The organism is Nocardioides marmoraquaticus, from assembly GCF_054777915.1.
Genome location: NZ_BAAHAA010000006.1, coordinates 37,084 through 51,224, shown reverse-complemented (window position 1 = coordinate 51,224; position 14,141 = coordinate 37,084). Strand labels below are relative to the sequence as shown.

General features: G+C 74.3%; 15 protein-coding genes. 7 read left to right on the top strand and 8 right to left on the bottom strand.

Annotated elements, in window-relative coordinates:
* Positions 1-10 precede the first annotated feature (10 nt).
* On the top strand, positions 11-442 hold the full coding sequence (locus ACYU8I_RS06225) for a hypothetical protein (RefSeq protein WP_460838592.1): 432 nt from the start codon (positions 11-13) through the stop codon (positions 440-442).
* A complete protein-coding gene (locus ACYU8I_RS06220) occupies positions 439-681 on the top strand; it encodes a hypothetical protein (RefSeq protein ID WP_460838590.1) in 243 nt (80 codons plus the stop codon). The genes ACYU8I_RS06225 and ACYU8I_RS06220 overlap by 4 nt, the downstream gene beginning before the upstream one ends.
* Positions 682-921: 240 nt before the next feature.
* Here ACYU8I_RS06220 and typA read toward each other — a convergent pair whose 3' ends face one another.
* A complete protein-coding gene (gene typA, locus ACYU8I_RS06215; protein ID WP_460838588.1) occupies positions 922-2,814 on the bottom strand; it encodes a translational GTPase TypA in 1,893 nt (630 codons plus the stop codon).
* Positions 2,815-2,938: 124 nt separating this feature from the next.
* Between typA and ACYU8I_RS06210 the strand changes: the two genes are divergently transcribed.
* Both ACYU8I_RS06210 and ACYU8I_RS06205 read left to right on the top strand, forming a co-directional pair.
* Positions 2,939-3,469, top strand: a complete 531-nt coding sequence (locus ACYU8I_RS06210; RefSeq protein WP_460838586.1) for an arsenate reductase/protein-tyrosine-phosphatase family protein — start codon at positions 2,939-2,941, stop codon at positions 3,467-3,469.
* Between the two features lie 41 nt (positions 3,470-3,510).
* Positions 3,511-4,527 (top strand): hypothetical protein, encoded by a 1,017-nt coding sequence (locus tag ACYU8I_RS06205; protein WP_460838584.1) that lies wholly within the window; start codon positions 3,511-3,513, stop codon positions 4,525-4,527.
* A 78-nt stretch (positions 4,528-4,605) separates the two neighbouring features.
* Here the strand turns inward: ACYU8I_RS06205 and ACYU8I_RS06200 are convergent, their stop codons facing one another.
* Positions 4,606-5,355: an SDR family oxidoreductase gene (locus ACYU8I_RS06200; RefSeq protein ID WP_460838583.1), complete on the bottom strand. Its 750-nt coding sequence runs from the start codon at positions 5,353-5,355 to the stop codon at positions 4,606-4,608.
* An 89-nt stretch (positions 5,356-5,444) separates the two neighbouring features.
* On the opposite strand from ACYU8I_RS06200, the gene mshA reads away from it, so the two are divergent.
* Positions 5,445-6,722 (top strand): D-inositol-3-phosphate glycosyltransferase, encoded by a 1,278-nt coding sequence (mshA, locus tag ACYU8I_RS06195; RefSeq protein ID WP_460838581.1) that lies wholly within the window; start codon positions 5,445-5,447, stop codon positions 6,720-6,722.
* The gene (locus ACYU8I_RS06190; RefSeq protein WP_460838579.1) at positions 6,719-7,282 is read left to right on the top strand and encodes a type III secretion system chaperone family protein; all 564 of its coding nucleotides are present in this window, start codon (positions 6,719-6,721) and stop codon (positions 7,280-7,282) included. The genes mshA and ACYU8I_RS06190 overlap by 4 nt, the downstream gene beginning before the upstream one ends.
* A 36-nt stretch (positions 7,283-7,318) precedes the next feature.
* Here ACYU8I_RS06190 and ACYU8I_RS06185 read toward each other — a convergent pair whose 3' ends face one another.
* From ACYU8I_RS06185 to ACYU8I_RS06170, 4 genes are all read right to left on the bottom strand, one after another.
* Entirely contained in the window at positions 7,319-8,284 is a 966-nt protein-coding gene (locus ACYU8I_RS06185) for a DMT family transporter (RefSeq protein ID WP_460838577.1), read from the bottom strand.
* 143 nt (positions 8,285-8,427) lie between these two features.
* The gene (locus ACYU8I_RS06180; protein ID WP_460838575.1) at positions 8,428-9,525 is read right to left on the bottom strand and encodes a carboxylate-amine ligase; all 1,098 of its coding nucleotides are present in this window, start codon (positions 9,523-9,525) and stop codon (positions 8,428-8,430) included.
* A gap of 32 nt (positions 9,526-9,557) precedes the next feature.
* The gene (locus ACYU8I_RS06175; RefSeq protein ID WP_460838573.1) at positions 9,558-10,235 is read right to left on the bottom strand and encodes a winged helix-turn-helix domain-containing protein; all 678 of its coding nucleotides are present in this window, start codon (positions 10,233-10,235) and stop codon (positions 9,558-9,560) included.
* Positions 10,232-11,440, bottom strand: coding sequence for a sensor histidine kinase (locus tag ACYU8I_RS06170; protein ID WP_460838571.1), 1,209 nt, complete (start codon positions 11,438-11,440; stop codon positions 10,232-10,234). The genes ACYU8I_RS06175 and ACYU8I_RS06170 overlap by 4 nt, the downstream gene beginning before the upstream one ends.
* 134 nt (positions 11,441-11,574) lie before the next feature.
* Between ACYU8I_RS06170 and phoU the strand changes: the two genes are divergently transcribed.
* Positions 11,575-12,225 (top strand): phosphate signaling complex protein PhoU, encoded by a 651-nt coding sequence (gene phoU, locus ACYU8I_RS06165; protein WP_460838569.1) that lies wholly within the window; start codon positions 11,575-11,577, stop codon positions 12,223-12,225.
* A 159-nt stretch (positions 12,226-12,384) separates the two neighbouring features.
* Here phoU and ACYU8I_RS06160 read toward each other — a convergent pair whose 3' ends face one another.
* On the bottom strand, positions 12,385-13,446 hold the full coding sequence (locus tag ACYU8I_RS06160; RefSeq protein WP_460838568.1) for an S-adenosylmethionine:tRNA ribosyltransferase-isomerase: 1,062 nt from the start codon (positions 13,444-13,446) through the stop codon (positions 12,385-12,387).
* Positions 13,443-14,138 (bottom strand): SDR family NAD(P)-dependent oxidoreductase, encoded by a 696-nt coding sequence (locus tag ACYU8I_RS06155; RefSeq protein ID WP_460838566.1) that lies wholly within the window; start codon positions 14,136-14,138, stop codon positions 13,443-13,445. The genes ACYU8I_RS06160 and ACYU8I_RS06155 overlap by 4 nt, the downstream gene beginning before the upstream one ends.
* Positions 14,139-14,141 lie beyond the last annotated feature (3 nt).

The window sequence follows — 14,141 nt, the reverse complement described above, 5'->3', positions numbered from 1 at the left end:
GGAGGCCCACATGACCACCATCGACCCGCCCGACACCGCCAGCGGGCGGCGCGCCCGCTGGGTCCTGCCCGGCGCCGCGACCGCCGCGATCGGCGGACCGCTGGCCCTCGCGGTCACCAACGCCGCCGTCGCCCTGATCCCGGGGTACGCCGACGCAGAGAACACCGCCGAGGTGCTCGCGGTCGCTCGGGAGCACACCGGGCTGATCCAGGCGGGCTCGGTGGTCTCGCTGCTCGCCGCCGCCCTGCTCGTGCCCGGCATCTGGGCCGTTGCCTCGCGGCTCGCCGACCGGACACCCCGCCTGGCGGCCCTCGGGGGCTGGGCGATGGCCACGGGCTACGTCTTCTTCGTGGCGCTGCCCGTGGAGACCCTGGTCGCGGTGTCGGTCGCGAGCGCGGGCGGCGACGCCGCGGCGTACGTCAGGGGGTCGACCAGCACATGACCCCCGCGGCGATCGCGATGTACGCCGTCTTCGGCCTCGGCGCCCTGGGCGGGGGCCTGGTGCTCGGCATCGCCATGCTCCGCCAGCGCGACCTGGTGCCGGCGTGGGCCGGGTGGGCACTCGTGGCCTCCGAGCCGGTCCGCATCCTCGGCCTGGTGCTCGGGTTGCCACCAGGTCCGCCCCTGGCGTCGCTGCTGATCGCGATCGCCTTCTACGGGGTCGTCCGCGGCGCGCGATGACACCGCGGCCCGATCCGGGTCCGGGCGCCGGGGCCTGGTGGGTGCCGTGGTGGCGCCGCGCTGCGGGACCGGGCGGGCGGCCCACCCGGCGCGCCCCTGTCCTCCCGGGTGCCCGGCCGGTCAGGATGCCGTGGCCGGGGTGCACGACCGCGGACGTGCGACGAGGGGGCCGCGACACACGCCGTCCCGGGCGAGCGCCCGATAACGCCGCCCGGGCGACCCCGGGCGGCGTACGACGCGTCAGCCGCGGCGGGCGCGGGCGGCGGACTTGGCGCGGTCGTTGGCGCTCAGGTGCACCTTGCGGATCCGGACGGCGTCGGGGGTGACCTCGACGCACTCGTCCTCGCGGCAGAACTCCAGGCTCTGCTCGAGGGAGAGCTTCTTCGGCGGGATCAGCTTCTCGAAGTTGTCGGAGGTGGCGGACCGGATGTTGGTCTGCTTCTTCTCCTTGGTGATGTTGACGTCCATGTCGTCGGCGCGGGAGTTCTCGCCGACGATCATGCCCTCGTAGACCTCGGTGGTGGGCTCGACGAACATCACGCCGCGCTCCTGCAGGTTGGTCATGGCGTACGCCGTCGCGGCGCCGGAGCGGTCGGCGACCAGGGAGCCGTTGTTGCGGGAGCGGATCTCGCCGGCCCACGGCTCGTAGCGCTCGAAGACCTGGTGGGCGATGCCGGTGCCGCGGGTCTCGGTGAGGAACTCGGTGCGGAAGCCGATCAGGCCGCGGGCGGGGACGAGGAACTCCATCCGGATCCAGCCGGTGCCGTGGTTCGTCATCTGCTCCATGCGGCCCTTGCGCAGCGCGAGCAGCTGCGTGATGGCGCCGAGGTGCTCCTCGGGGGCGTCGATGGTGAGGCGCTCGACCGGCTCGTGGACCTTGCCGTCGACCTCGCGCGTGACCACCTGCGGCTTGCCGACGGTCAGCTCGAAGCCCTCGCGCCGCATCTGCTCGACGAGGATCGCCAGCGCGAGCTCGCCGCGGCCCTGCACCTCCCAGGCGTCGGGCTGCTCGGTCGGGAGCACGCGCAGCGACACGTTGCCGACGAGCTCGGCGTCGAGGCGGTCCTTGACCAGGCGCGCCGTGACCTTCGTGTTCTTGGTCGGGCCGCGACCGGCGAGCGGCGAGGAGTTGGCGCCGATCGTCATCGAGATGGCGGGCTCGTCGACGGTGATGAGGGGGAGCGCGACCGGGTTCTCGGCGTCGGCGAGGGTCTCGCCGATCATGATGTCGGGGATGCCGGCGATGGCGACGATGTCGCCGGGGCCCGCCTGCTCGCCGGGCTTGCGCTCGAGGCCCTCGGTGACGAGCAGCTCGGTGATCTTGACGTTCTTGACCGTGCCGTCGGTGCGCATCCAGGCGACGTTCTGGTTCTTGCGCAGCGTGCCCTCGTGCACCCGCACCAGCGCGATCCGGCCCAGGAACGGGCTGGCGTCGAGGTTGGTGACGTGGGCCTGCAGCGGCGCGTCCTCGGTGTAGCGGGGCGCCGGGATGGTCTCGAGGATGGTCTTGAACAGCGGCTCGAGGTCGGGGGAGTCGGGCACGTCGCCGTTGGCGGGCTGCTCGAGCGAGGCCTTGCCGGCCTTGGCGCTGGCGTAGACGACGGGGAAGTCGAGCGCGTCCTGGCTGTGCGACTCGTCGAGCAGGTCCATGAACAGTTCGTAGGTGTCGTCGACGACCTCGCTGATGCGCGCGTCGGAGCGGTCGGTCTTGTTGACCACCAGCACGACGGGCATGTCGGCGTTGAGCGCCTTGCGCAGCACGAAGCGGGTCTGCGGCAGCGGACCCTCGGAGGCGTCGACCAGCAGCACGATGCCGTCGACCATCGACAGGCCACGCTCGACCTCGCCACCGAAGTCGGCGTGGCCGGGGGTGTCGATGATGTTGATGGTCATCGGCTCGCCGCCGGCGGACGGGCCGGCGTAGTGGATGGCGGTGTTCTTCGCGAGGATGGTGATGCCCTTCTCGCGCTCGAGGTCGCCGGAGTCCATGGCGCGCTCGTCGACGTGGTCGTGCTCGCCGAAGACACCGCCCTGCCACAGCATCTTGTCGACCAGGGTGGTCTTGCCGTGGTCGACGTGGGCCACGATCGCGACGTTGCGCAGGTCGCGGCGCTGGGTGGTGGGCGTGGACATGCGTGAGGACTTCCTGCTCGAGGGGCGCCACCGTCACGGGGCGCGGGAGGCCGCCGGTCGGGACCTCGTCCCACGTCGGCGCGAGCCCAGCCTACCGGCGATCCCCTTCACTACAGTCCGCGGTGTGACCGCACCCCGCATCCTGGTCGTCTGCGTCGGGAACGTCTGCCGCTCCCCGCTCGCCGAGCGGCTGCTGCGGGCCCGGCTCCCCGAGGGGGTCGAGGTCACGTCGGCGGGGACCAACGCGCTCGTCGGTGAGCCCATGGACCGCCAAGCCGCCGCCGAGCTGCGTGAGCGCGGCGGCAGCGACGAGGGCTTCGCCGCGAGGCGACTCACCCGCGCCATGGTCGAGCAGGCCGACCTCGTGCTCACCGCCACCACCGACATCCGCTCCCGGGTGCTCGAGGAGGCACCGGTCGCGCTGCACCGGACCTTCACCCTCAAGGAGCTCGCCGCCCTCCTCGACGACCAGCCCGTCGACGACCTGCGCCCCGCGCTGCGGGCCGCCGCGCAGCGCCGCTCCGAGGTGGCCGCGAGCGACCTCGACGTACCCGACCCCTACCGGCGGGGGACCGAGACCCACGCCGAGGCGGCGCAGCAGGTCGACGACGCCGTACGCCGCATCGCCGCGGCGCTCGCGGGCGCCACCGCCTGACCGTTTCGGGCGCGCGGGCCGCTCGTGCGACATTGGTCTGCGTGCCCGCCCAGCATCTGACCCGCTTCGCCCTGCCCGTGGCCGCCGCGCTGCTGCTCCTCGGCGGCTGCTCGGGCTCGTCCTCCGACAACGACCCCGCACCCTCGGCGGAGGCGTCCGCGCCCCGCGCCGAGCTCGCCGCCGGCACCTGCTGGACCGACGAGCAGCTGCCGCAGGCGCTCGGCGCCGACGGCTTCGCCGACTGGACCGAGCAGTACGCCGACGGCGACGACCGCCTGGCCGAGGCGATGCTCGACGACGCGTCGTTCAACCAGCAGGTCGACTGCGCCGAGCCGCACGCCCTCGAGCTCTACGACATGGTCGCGCTGCCGCCCGCCCTCGACCGCTTGGTCACGTCGTACGCCGACCTCCTCGACCGCACCACGCCGCTGTCCAGGAAGGTCCGTGACGCCGTCAACGGCCGGTGCCTCGCCGGCTCGGTGTGGGGCCAGGCGCAGCGCGCCTCCGACGCGCCGGCCGTGCAGCTCGGCCCCGCGCTGCGGTCGGACGGCGGCCTGCGACTCGCCTGGGACCCCGTGCCCGCCGACCTGTGGACCGACGGCCAGCGCCAGTTCGTCTGCACGCTCGAGCAGGCCTCGCCGGGCGACGTCATGTTCGACGACCTCGCCACCGAGTCCGTGCCGCAGCGCGAGCGGGTCTGCCTCGACATCCCCGGCCGCCAGGTGCCGTGCGGACGCCCGCACCAGGCGGAGGAGATCGGCGAGATGGTCCTCAACACCGCGATCGCCGACGGCGCCATCGACGCTGACCGGGCGAAGCGGCGCGGCGGCGACGGCCCGTACGTCGCCCTCACCGACGCCGAGTACGCCCGCCTCGACAAGGCCTGCACCGCGCTGCTCTCGCGGGTCTCGACGGGCCGTCCCGACCTCGAGGCGCAGTCCTTCCCCGGCGCCGTCGACCAGTGGCCCAACGACGACGGCGTCTACGTCGCCTCCTGCTTCGCGCTCAAGCCCTTCGCCCCGCCGCCGAAGTTCCGCGGGACGGTGTTCGACAAGTAGGCGGGCCGGCCGGCGGGGGGCTTGTCGTTCGAGAAGCACCACCACCCGTCGGCCCCGAGCCGCGCCGCCGGCGGACCGTCACCCCTCCCGGTGCACCTTGTGCTGGGCGGCCTGGGCGCGGGGGCGCACGACGACCTCGTCGATGTCGACGTGGGGCGGCAGGGAGGCGACCCAGCGGACGATCTCGGCGATGTCCTCGGCGACGAGCGGCTCGGCCACGCCGGCGTACGTCGCGTCGCGCTTGGCCTGGTCGCCGCCGAAGCGGACGAGGCCGAACTCCTCGGTGGCGACCATCCCGGGAGCGACCTCGGTGAAGCGCAGCGGCTCGGCGACGTGCTCGAGGCGCAGCGTCTCGACGAGCACCTTGGTGCCGTGCTTGGCGGCGGTGTAGCCGGCGCCGCCCTCGTAGGCGACGCGGCCGGCGGTGGAGCCCATCACGACGGTGAGCCCGCCGCCGTCGGCGCGCAGGGCGGGGAGCAGCGCCTGGAAGGTGCGCAGCACGCCGAGGACGTTGACGTCGTACGTCCGCGCCCAGGTCTCGGGGTCACCGTCCTCGACGCTCGCCATGTCGAAGGCGCCGCCGGCGTTGGCGACGAGCACGTCGAGGGAGGTGACCTGCGCGGCCATCTCGGCCACCGACGAGCTCGAGGTGACGTCGCAGACCACGGCGTGGCCGCCGATCTCCTCCGCGAGCGCCTCGACCCGGTCGGCCCGGCGCGCGGCGCACCACACCTCGAAGCCGTCGGCCGCCAGGGCGCGGGCGGTGGCGGCGCCGATGCCGCTGCTCGCACCGGTGACGAGGGCGGTGGGGGACGCGGAGTCGGGCATGGGGTACCTCCGGGGCAGCGGGTCAGGTCCGCGGGCCATGATAGGGAGCGCACGACCGAAGCGGTCAGGCGCAGTGGAGGAGGTGGCGGGTGGGTCAGCACGCCGTACGCCGCGTGGCGATGGTCAGCCTCCACACCTCCCCCCTCGACCAGCCCGGCACGGGCGACGCGGGGGGCATGAACGTCTACGTCCTCGCGCTCGCCCGCGAGCTCGCGCAGCGCGGCATCGAGGTCGACCTGTTCACCCGCGCCACCAGCAGCGCGCTGCCCCCGGTCGTCGACGTCGAGCCGGGCGTGGCGGTGCACCACGTCGCGGCGGGGCCGTTCGAGGGCCTGACCAAGCACGAGCTCCCGGCGCAGCTGTGCGTGTTCGCCCGCGAGGTGCTGCGCGCCGAGGCCCAGCACCCGCTCGGGCACTACGACGTCGTGCACAGCCACTACTGGCTCTCCGGCCAGGTCGGCGCCCTCGCCCGCGACCGGTGGGGCGTGCCGCTGGTGCACACCATGCACACCATGGCGAAGGTCAAGAACGCCGCCCTCGCCGACGGCGACACCCCCGAGCCCGCCGCCCGCCTGATCGGCGAGGAGCAGGTGGTGGCCGCGGCCGACATGCTCGTGGCCAACACCGACGACGAGGCCAAGCAGCTGCTCGACCTGTACGACGCCGAGCCGTCGCGGGTCGAGGTCGTCCACCCCGGCGTCGACCTCGAGATGTTCACCCCGCGCGACCGCGCCGGGGCCCGGGCCCGCCTCGGCCTGCCCGAGCGGGGCCACCTCGTCACGTTCGTCGGCCGCATCCAGCCGCTGAAGGCGCCGGACGTCATGCTCCGGGCGGTCGCCGACCTGCTGCGCCGCCGGCCCGACCTGCGGCCCGTCGTCCGGGTGGCGGTGGTGGGCGGCCCGTCCGGCTCCGGTCTGGCGCGCCCCGACTCCCTGGTGCGTCTGGCCGACGAGCTCGGCCTCGCCGACGCCGTCGCGTTCGTGCCGCCGGTCGAGCGCGAGGTGCTGGTCGACTGGTACGCCGCCTCGAGCGTGGTGTGCGTGCCGTCGTACAACGAGAGCTTCGGCCTCGTCGCCGTCGAGGCGCAGGCCGTCGGCACCCCCGTCGTCGCCGCCGCCGTCGGCGGGCTGACGACGGCCGTGCGTCACGAGCGCTCGGGCCTGCTGGTCGAGGGTCACGACCCGGCGGCGTGGTCCCGGGCCCTCGAGCGCGTCCTGCTCGAGCCCGACCTGGCCGACCAGCTCGGCGCCGGCGCCGCCGACCACGCCCGCGAGTTCGGCTGGGGGCGCAACGCCGAGCAGATGCTGCGGGTGTACGCCGCCGCCCGCGACGCCATGCGCCAGGACCCGACAGGAGTCGCTCCGTGACCTCAGAGCTGCCCGTGACCCGCCTCGACCCGACCGAGCTCTCGCCCGAGCAGGAGCAGGCGATGGCGACCCTCGTCGGCGTGCTCCAGGAGGCCGAGCTCACCTGGGAGCACGCCGGCCCCACCTCGCTCGCCGTCGAGCTGCCGGGCGAGAAGAAGCTCAAGACGCCGGTGCGCTTCGACGTCGGCCCGCACTCGCTGCAGGTGCACGCGTTCTGCTGCCGCCAGCCCGACGAGAACCACGAGGTCGTCTACCGCTGGCTGCTCGAGCGCAACATGAAGACCTTCGGGGTCTCCTTCGCCCTCGACGGCGTCGGCGACATCTACCTCGACGGCCGGCTGCCGCTCGAGGCCGTCACGCCCTCGTCGGTCGACCGCCTGCTCGGCTCGGTGCTCGAGCACGCCGACGGCTCCTTCAACGTCATCCTCGAGCTCGGCTTCGCCGACTCGATCCGCAAGGAGTGGGTCTGGCGCGTCTCCCACGGCGAGTCCACCCGCAACCTCGAGGCCTTCCGCGGCCCACTCTCCCTCGACGACCTCGGCTCGCCGACGGACGACTGAGTCCCACCAGCCCCAGGAGTGAGCAGAAGTCCCCGGTCAACCGGGGACTTCTGCAGTTGTCGGCCGAGATCTCGGCCCACGACTGCCGAAACAGGCCGACCAGTCAGGCAGCGGCGGCCGGTACGACGCGACGTGGGCGCCGACGGGCGACGGCGACGCCGACGAGGGTGAGCGCGCCGCCGGCGTACGCGAGGGCGGGCGGGGCCTCGCCGAGCAGGAGCAGGCCGAGCACGATGGTGATCGGGGGACGAGGTACGTCGTCACCCCGAGGCTGGAGGCGGACATGTGCCGCAGCGCGAAGGCGTAGGTGCTGAACGCGATCGCGGTCGGGCCGACGCCGAGGAAGACCAGCCAGCCAATCGACGACAGGGGTGCCGCGGCGACGTCGCGGACCAGCTGCCCGGCGAACGGCAGGCAGCACGCGAGCCCGACCGTGCACGCCAGCCACGTCACCTGCACCGCGGGGAGCGCACCGACCAGCGGCTTCTGCAGCACCACGCTCACGGCGTACGACACCGCGCTGACCAGGCAGAGCAGCACGCCGGCCCACTCGGTCGAGGCGCCGTCGCCCGAGGAGCCGACAGCGATGAGCACGACGCCGCCGAAGGCCAGCGCGAGCCCGGCCCCGAGCGTCGCGGTGAAGCGCTCGCCGAGGAACGCCGCGGCCAGCAACGCGATGAGCACGGGGGAGACCTGGATCAGCATCGCGGCGGTGCCGGCGTCGACCCGCAGCTCGCCGGCGTTCAGCGCGACGTTGTAGACGGCGTACCAGAGCACGCCGATGGCCACGACCGGTGGCCACTGTCGCCGGGTCGGCCACGGCAGCCGTCGCGGCAGCACCACGACCGCGAGGCACACCGACGCCACCAGCAGGCGCCCCAGCGAGAGCGCTCCGGGACCGAAGTCGTCGCCGAGGTGCCGGATGGCGACGAACGCCGACGCCCAGAGCACCAGCGTGGTGCCGACGGCGGCCAGGGGGAGCCAGGAGGGCCGATCGCTCACGCGCCGAGGCTAGGCCCGGTCGTCGGGCGGGCGCTCGCGGGTTCCGGACGTCGACGTACGGCGTCGAAGAGCTGGCGGCTTGCCGTCCGAGCGCTCCTGCACCCGGCGTGTCGCGGACCGGAGCTGCCTAGCTGCCGGTCGGTCTACGACCAGGCCGCCTCGGACCGGGCCACCGCGTCGTCGACGACCGCCTCGAGCGTGCCGCCGGCCTCGTACGCCGCCCGCTGCCGGGTCGCGCCGTTGCCGCGCGCGAGCAGGCGCTCCAGGCCGTCGTCGACCAGCGCGGTGTCGCCGGCCGCGGCGAGCGCGGGAGCGCAGTGCCCGACCAGCGACGCGAGCGCATCGCGGGCCGGGACCAGCGAGCGGGTGACCGGATCGACGAGCGTGCCGGCGAGCCCGTGGCGCGCGGCCCGCCAGGTCGCGGCGCGCAGCAGGTCGCCGCGCCAGTGCCGCACCTGGCCGCGGGCGGCGGTGGCCAGGGCCACCAGCGCCCGGGCGAGCGCGGCGACCACGACGGCGTCGTCGGGCTCGGCGCACACGTCGGCCACGCGCACCTCGACGGTCGGCGTGCCGACGCCGAGGCGGGCGTCGAGGTAGACCATCGCCTCGTCGAGCGCCGCGCCCCACTCGACCATGCGCCCGCGCACCTCGTCGTAGGTCGCGACGTCGCCGAACGGCTCGTGCGACCCGTGCGACGGCCACCGCGACCAGACCTGCGAGCGCCAGCTGGCGTGCCCGGTGTCGCGCCCGGCGGCGTACGGCGAGTTGGCGCTGAGGGCCAGCAGCAGCGGCAGCCACGGGGCGATGCCGTCGACGACCCGCACGCCCTCCTCGGGGTCGGCGACGTCGACGTGCACGTGCATCGCGCAGGCGGTGGCGCTGCGGGCGAGCTCGCCGTAGCCGTCACGGATGCGGCGGTAGCGGTCGTCGGGCGCGATCGCGGCCGCCCCGGCCGGGTCGTCGACCAGCACCGGCGTGCCGACGGCGACCGCCACGGCCCCGGCCCGGCGGGCGGCCTCGCCGAGCGCGCGCCGGCCGTCACGGAGGAACGTCGCCAGCTCGCCGAGGTCGCGGGTGGGCGGGGTCTGGGTCTCGACCTGCTCGAGGTAGAGCTCGCCCTCGACCGGTGCGCCACCGTCGTCGGCGAGCGCCAGGGCGTGGCGCTGCCGCGACGTCAGCCGCCGTGTCGCCGGGTCGACGAGGAGCAGCTCCTCCTCGACCCCCACCTGTCGCACGTCCACCGGGCCACTGTGCCCGATCCCGCGCGGGTCGCTCAGAGGTCGAGCTTGTAGCCCAGCCCACGCACGGTGGTGAGCAGCTGGGGGTCGCCCGGGTTGTCCTCGAGCTTGGCGCGCAGCCGCTTGACGTGGACGTCGAGGGTCTTGGTGTCACCGACGTAGTCGGAGCCCCACACGCGGTCGATGAGCTGACCACGGGTGAGCACGCGGCCGGGGTTGCGCAGGAACATCTCGAGCAGCTCGAACTCCTTCAGCGGCAGCCGCACCTCCTCGCCGGCGACGGTGACGATGTGGCGCTCGACGTCCATGCGGACCTGCCCCACCTCGAGCGTCGAGGGGGCGAGGTCGGGCTCGGTGCCCCGGCGGAGCACGGCGCGGATGCGGGCGACGAGCTCGCGGGGCGAGTACGGCTTGGTGACGTAGTCGTCGGCGCCGAGCTCGAGCCCGACCACCTTGTCGACCTCGTCGTCCTTGGCGCTGACCATGATCACGGGGACGTTGGAGCTCTGCCGGATCTGGCGGCACACCTCGGTGCCGGGCAGCCCCGGGAGCATCAGGTCGAGCAGCACGATGTCGGCGCCGGCGCGGTCGAACTCGCTGAGCGCCTCGGGGCCGGTGGCCGCGATGGCGACCTCGAACCCCTCCTTGCGCAGCATGTACGCCAGGGCGTCGCTGTAGCTCTCCTCGTCCTCGACGACTAGCACGCGGGTCACGCGTTCTCCTTCTGCTGGGCGGCGTCGGGCTGCGCCGCCGGGTAGGCCGAGCGCGGGTCGGCCGCGCCGGCGTCCCCGCCCTCGGGCAGCGGCCCGGGCTTGCGGGGAAGGGTGAGGGTGAAGGTCGAGCCCTGGCCCTCGACCGACCAGACGTCGACGTGGCCGCCGTGGGAGGCGGCGACGTGCTTGACGATCGACAGGCCGAGGCCGGTGCCGCCGGTGGAGCGGTGGCGGGCGGGGTCGACGCGGTAGAACCGCTCGAAGATCCGGTCGATCTCGCCGGCGGGGATGCCGATGCCCTGGTCGGTCACGGCCATCTCGACGGCGGTGGGGGTGCCCGACGACGACACCACGACGGTCGAGCCCTCCGGCGAGTAGGCGACGGCGTTGGCGACGAGGTTGCCGAGGGCCACGGCCACCTGCTCGCGGTTGCCGAGCATCACCAGGCCCTGGTCGCCGGAGCGGCGTACGGCGATGCTGCGGGCGCGCGCCTCGGTGGCGCTCTCGTCGATCGCGCGGGCGACGATCTCGTCGACCTCGACGGCGACGGGCTCGACCAGGGGGTCGTCGCCCTGCAGCCGCGACAGCTCGATGATCTGCTGCACCAACCGGGAGAGCCGGTCGCTCTCCTTCTGCATGCGCTCGGCGAAGCGCTGCACGGCCTCGGGGTCGTCGGAGGCGTCGATGACGGCCTCGGCGAGCAGCTTGATGGCGCCCACCGGGGTCTTCAGCTCGTGGCTGACGTTGGCGACGAAGTCGCGGCGGATGAACTCCACCCGGCGCTCGCGGGTGCGGTCCTCGACCAGCGCCAGCACGAGCTGCGAGCTCAGTGGCGCCACGCGGGCGGTGACGTGGCGCGGCGGGAGGCCGGCGCGCTGGATCGTCAGCTCGGTCTCGCGGATCTGGCCGTCGCGGCGCACCTGGCGCACCAGGTCGGCCAGCTCGCGCTCGGTCACCTGCTGGCCGCGCACCAGCCCCATCGCGATGGCCGGGGCGGAGGCCTTGAGCACCGCGTCGCTGCCGTCGACGACGAGCGCGCTCGAGCGCAGCACCGACAGCACGGCGGCGACGCCAGGGGGCAGCGTGGGCTCCGGGGCGGGCGGCGTACGCCGCTGCCGCTCGCTGATGCGGAACGCCAGGACCGTCCCGCCACCCAGCACCGCGCCGAGCAGCGCGAAGAGCAGGGCCTGCAGTGTCGGGTCCACGACTGCCAACTGTACGCAGGGTGTCCGGCCTCGTCCGGCCCGCGACGACTCTTTCCAGAGCCTTTCCGGGGCCGTTCACCACGCGTTCACGGACTGACTTCGTCTCTTCACCCGCGGCTGCCTAAGTTATGCGCATGCGTGAAGCCTTCTCCGAGCAGCTCGACTCCATCCGCGGCGACCTGGTGCAGATGGCCCAGCTCGTCCGCACCGCCCTGACCGAGGGCACCGAGTCGCTGCTCGAGGGCGATGCCGCCAAGGCCGAGAAGGTCATCAGCGCCGACGCCCGCATCGACAGCCTCCGCGAGAAGCTCGAGGAGCGGTCCTTCGAGGTGCTCTCGCTGCAGAACCCCGTCGCCGGCGACCTGCGCATGCTCGTCGCCTCGCTGCGCATGGTCAGCGAGTTCGAGCGGATGGGCGACCTCGCCGTCCACGTCGCCAAGATCGCGCGCCTGCGGGTGCCCGAGGTGGCCGTGCCCGAGGGCGTCGTCCCCACCATCGAGCGCATGGCCGCCGTCGCCGAGGTCATGGTCGCCAAGGTCGAGCACATCATCGAGGCCAACGACATCAGCGCCGCCGAGGAGCTGGAGTTCATCGACCAGGAGATGGACAAGCTGCGCCGCAACTCCTTCCGCGAGCTGCTCGGCTCCGACTGGAAGTACGGCGTCGAGCCCGCCGTCGACATCGCCCTCCTCGGCCGCTACTACGAGCGCATCGCCGACCACGCGGTCTCCATCGCCCGCCGCGTCGTCTTCCTCGTCACCGGCGAGCACCCCCAGTACGCGTGACGCACGCCTCCCGACGGCCCGGCCCCCTTCTGGGGGCCGGGCCGTCGTGCGTCGTCTGCGGGACTTGTCGTCCTTCTCGGTGACTTGTCGGCTGTTGCGGCGGCCGACAAGTCACCGATTTTCCGGCTGGGCGGGTAACCAGGGCGCGCCAGCCGTGGTTCATCCCCGGGACGGCAGCAGCAGGGCGGAGTCGCCGAACTCGTGCCACTGGTAGCGCTCGGCGACGGCGGCGTCGTACGCCGCCTGGGCGAGGTCGGCGCCGGCGACGGCCTCCACGAGCAGCAGGTGGGAGGCCTCGGCGTCGTGCCAGCCGGTGACGAGGCCGTCGACGACCGCGGGCGGGTCGGCGGGGGTGACGATCCGCGACGTCCAGCCCGACGACGCCTCGACGCGGCCGCCGACGACCGCCGACTCGAGCGCCCGGGTCGCGGTGGTGCCGACCGCGACCACCCGGCCCCCGGCGGCCCGGGCGGAGGTGATGGCGCGCGCGGTGGCGGGCGGGACGTCGTACCACTCCGGCTGCGGCCCCTCGCCCGCCTCCTGCGACGAGACACCGGTGTGGAGCGTGATCGGGACGACGCCGACGCCGCGGGCCACGAGCCGGGTCAGCAGCGCGTCGGTGAAGGGCCGTCCGGCGGAGGCCATCTCGGCGCTGCCGGGCACGTGGGCGAAGACGCTCTGGTAGTCGGCGAGCGGGTAGCGGCGGTCGAGGTAGCCGTAGGCGATCGGCCGCCCCACGCGGTCGAGCAGCGACCTCAGGTCGCCGTCGACCCGGGCGCGCCACAGCCGGTTGCCCTCGCCGGTGGGGGAGGAGCCGTCGCGGGGGTACGGCGCCCGCAGCACCAGGTCGAGCGCGCCGACCCGCACGACGGTGCCCGGGCGCGCGTCGAGCACGGCGCGGTCGGCGTCGGGCCACGACCGCAGCTCGACGACCCAGTCGCCGCCGGGCAGGCGGGTGGCGGCGTGCAGCACGACGGGCCGGCCGTCGGCGAGGGCGTCGACCTCGCCGTGGACCGTCGCCGAGTTGTTGACGACGACCAGGTCGCCGGGAGCGAGGTGGTCGGCCAGGTCGCGGAACCGTGCGTGCGCGACACCCTCGTCGCGCGCGACGAGCAGTCGTACGTCGTCGCGCGCCAGGCCGCGCGCCTCGGGCGGCGACATCGCGAAGGCACCCTCTGGGGCCTCGAACCGCACCCGGCTGCGCTCCCTGAGCGCGCTCACGCCGGCACCACCAGGTCGGCCAGGGTGACGCGCCCGGACGCCGGACGCCGGTCGACGAGCCGCAGCAACGGGTCGACGACGGTCTCGGGCAGCGGTCGGTCGCCGATGTCCTCGCCGGGAAACGCGTCGGCGTGCATCGGGGTGCGCATGTCGCCGGGGTCGAGTGCGTAGACGTGCAACCCGGTCTCGGCGGCGGCGGTGAGCACGAGGTGGTCGAGGGCGGCCTTGGAGGCGCCGTACGGTCCCCAGCCCTCGTAGTGGGCGACGCCGGCGTCGCTGCTGATCGCCACCGCGGCCCCCGCGCGCAGGCGCAGGGCGTCGGTGAGGCGCCGCAGCAGGTCGGCGTGGGCCACGGCGTTGGTGACCAGCACGTCGGTCAGCGCCGGCGCGAGGTCGTCGCCGTACGCCGCCAGCGGCCGCATCGGCAGCGGGCCGAGCGTGCTCGCGCCCAGGACGAGGAGGTCGAGGCCGCCGCTCGCGCGGTCGGCCAGAGCGGCCCGGTGGTCGGGGTCGGCGACGTCGCCGGGCACGCGCTCGACGTCGAGCCCGGCGGTCGCCGTGGCGAGGCGGTCGCCGTCACGGGCGTCGGTGACGATGCGCCAGCCGGTGCCGGCCAGGCGTCGTACGAGGGCGAGGCCGAGGCCCGAGGAGCCGCCGGTCACGAGGGCAGTGGGTCGTGTGGGTGTGGTCATGTG

Excerpts from the sequence above, each read along its gene's own strand:
- ACYU8I_RS06225 (WP_460838592.1), top strand. The coding sequence starts at position 11 with ATGACCACCATCGACCCGCCCGACACCGCCAGCGGGCGGCGCGCCCGC.
- ACYU8I_RS06220 (WP_460838590.1), top strand. The coding sequence starts at position 439 with ATGACCCCCGCGGCGATCGCGATGTACGCCGTCTTCGGCCTCGGCGCC.
- typA (WP_460838588.1), bottom strand. The coding sequence starts at position 2,814 with ATGTCCACGCCCACCACCCAGCGCCGCGACCTGCGCAACGTCGCGATC.
- ACYU8I_RS06200 (WP_460838583.1), bottom strand. The coding sequence starts at position 5,355 with ATGCCCGACTCCGCGTCCCCCACCGCCCTCGTCACCGGTGCGAGCAGC.
- phoU (WP_460838569.1), top strand. The coding sequence starts at position 11,575 with ATGCGTGAAGCCTTCTCCGAGCAGCTCGACTCCATCCGCGGCGACCTG.
- ACYU8I_RS06155 (WP_460838566.1), bottom strand. The coding sequence starts at position 14,138 with ATGACCACACCCACACGACCCACTGCCCTCGTGACCGGCGGCTCCTCG.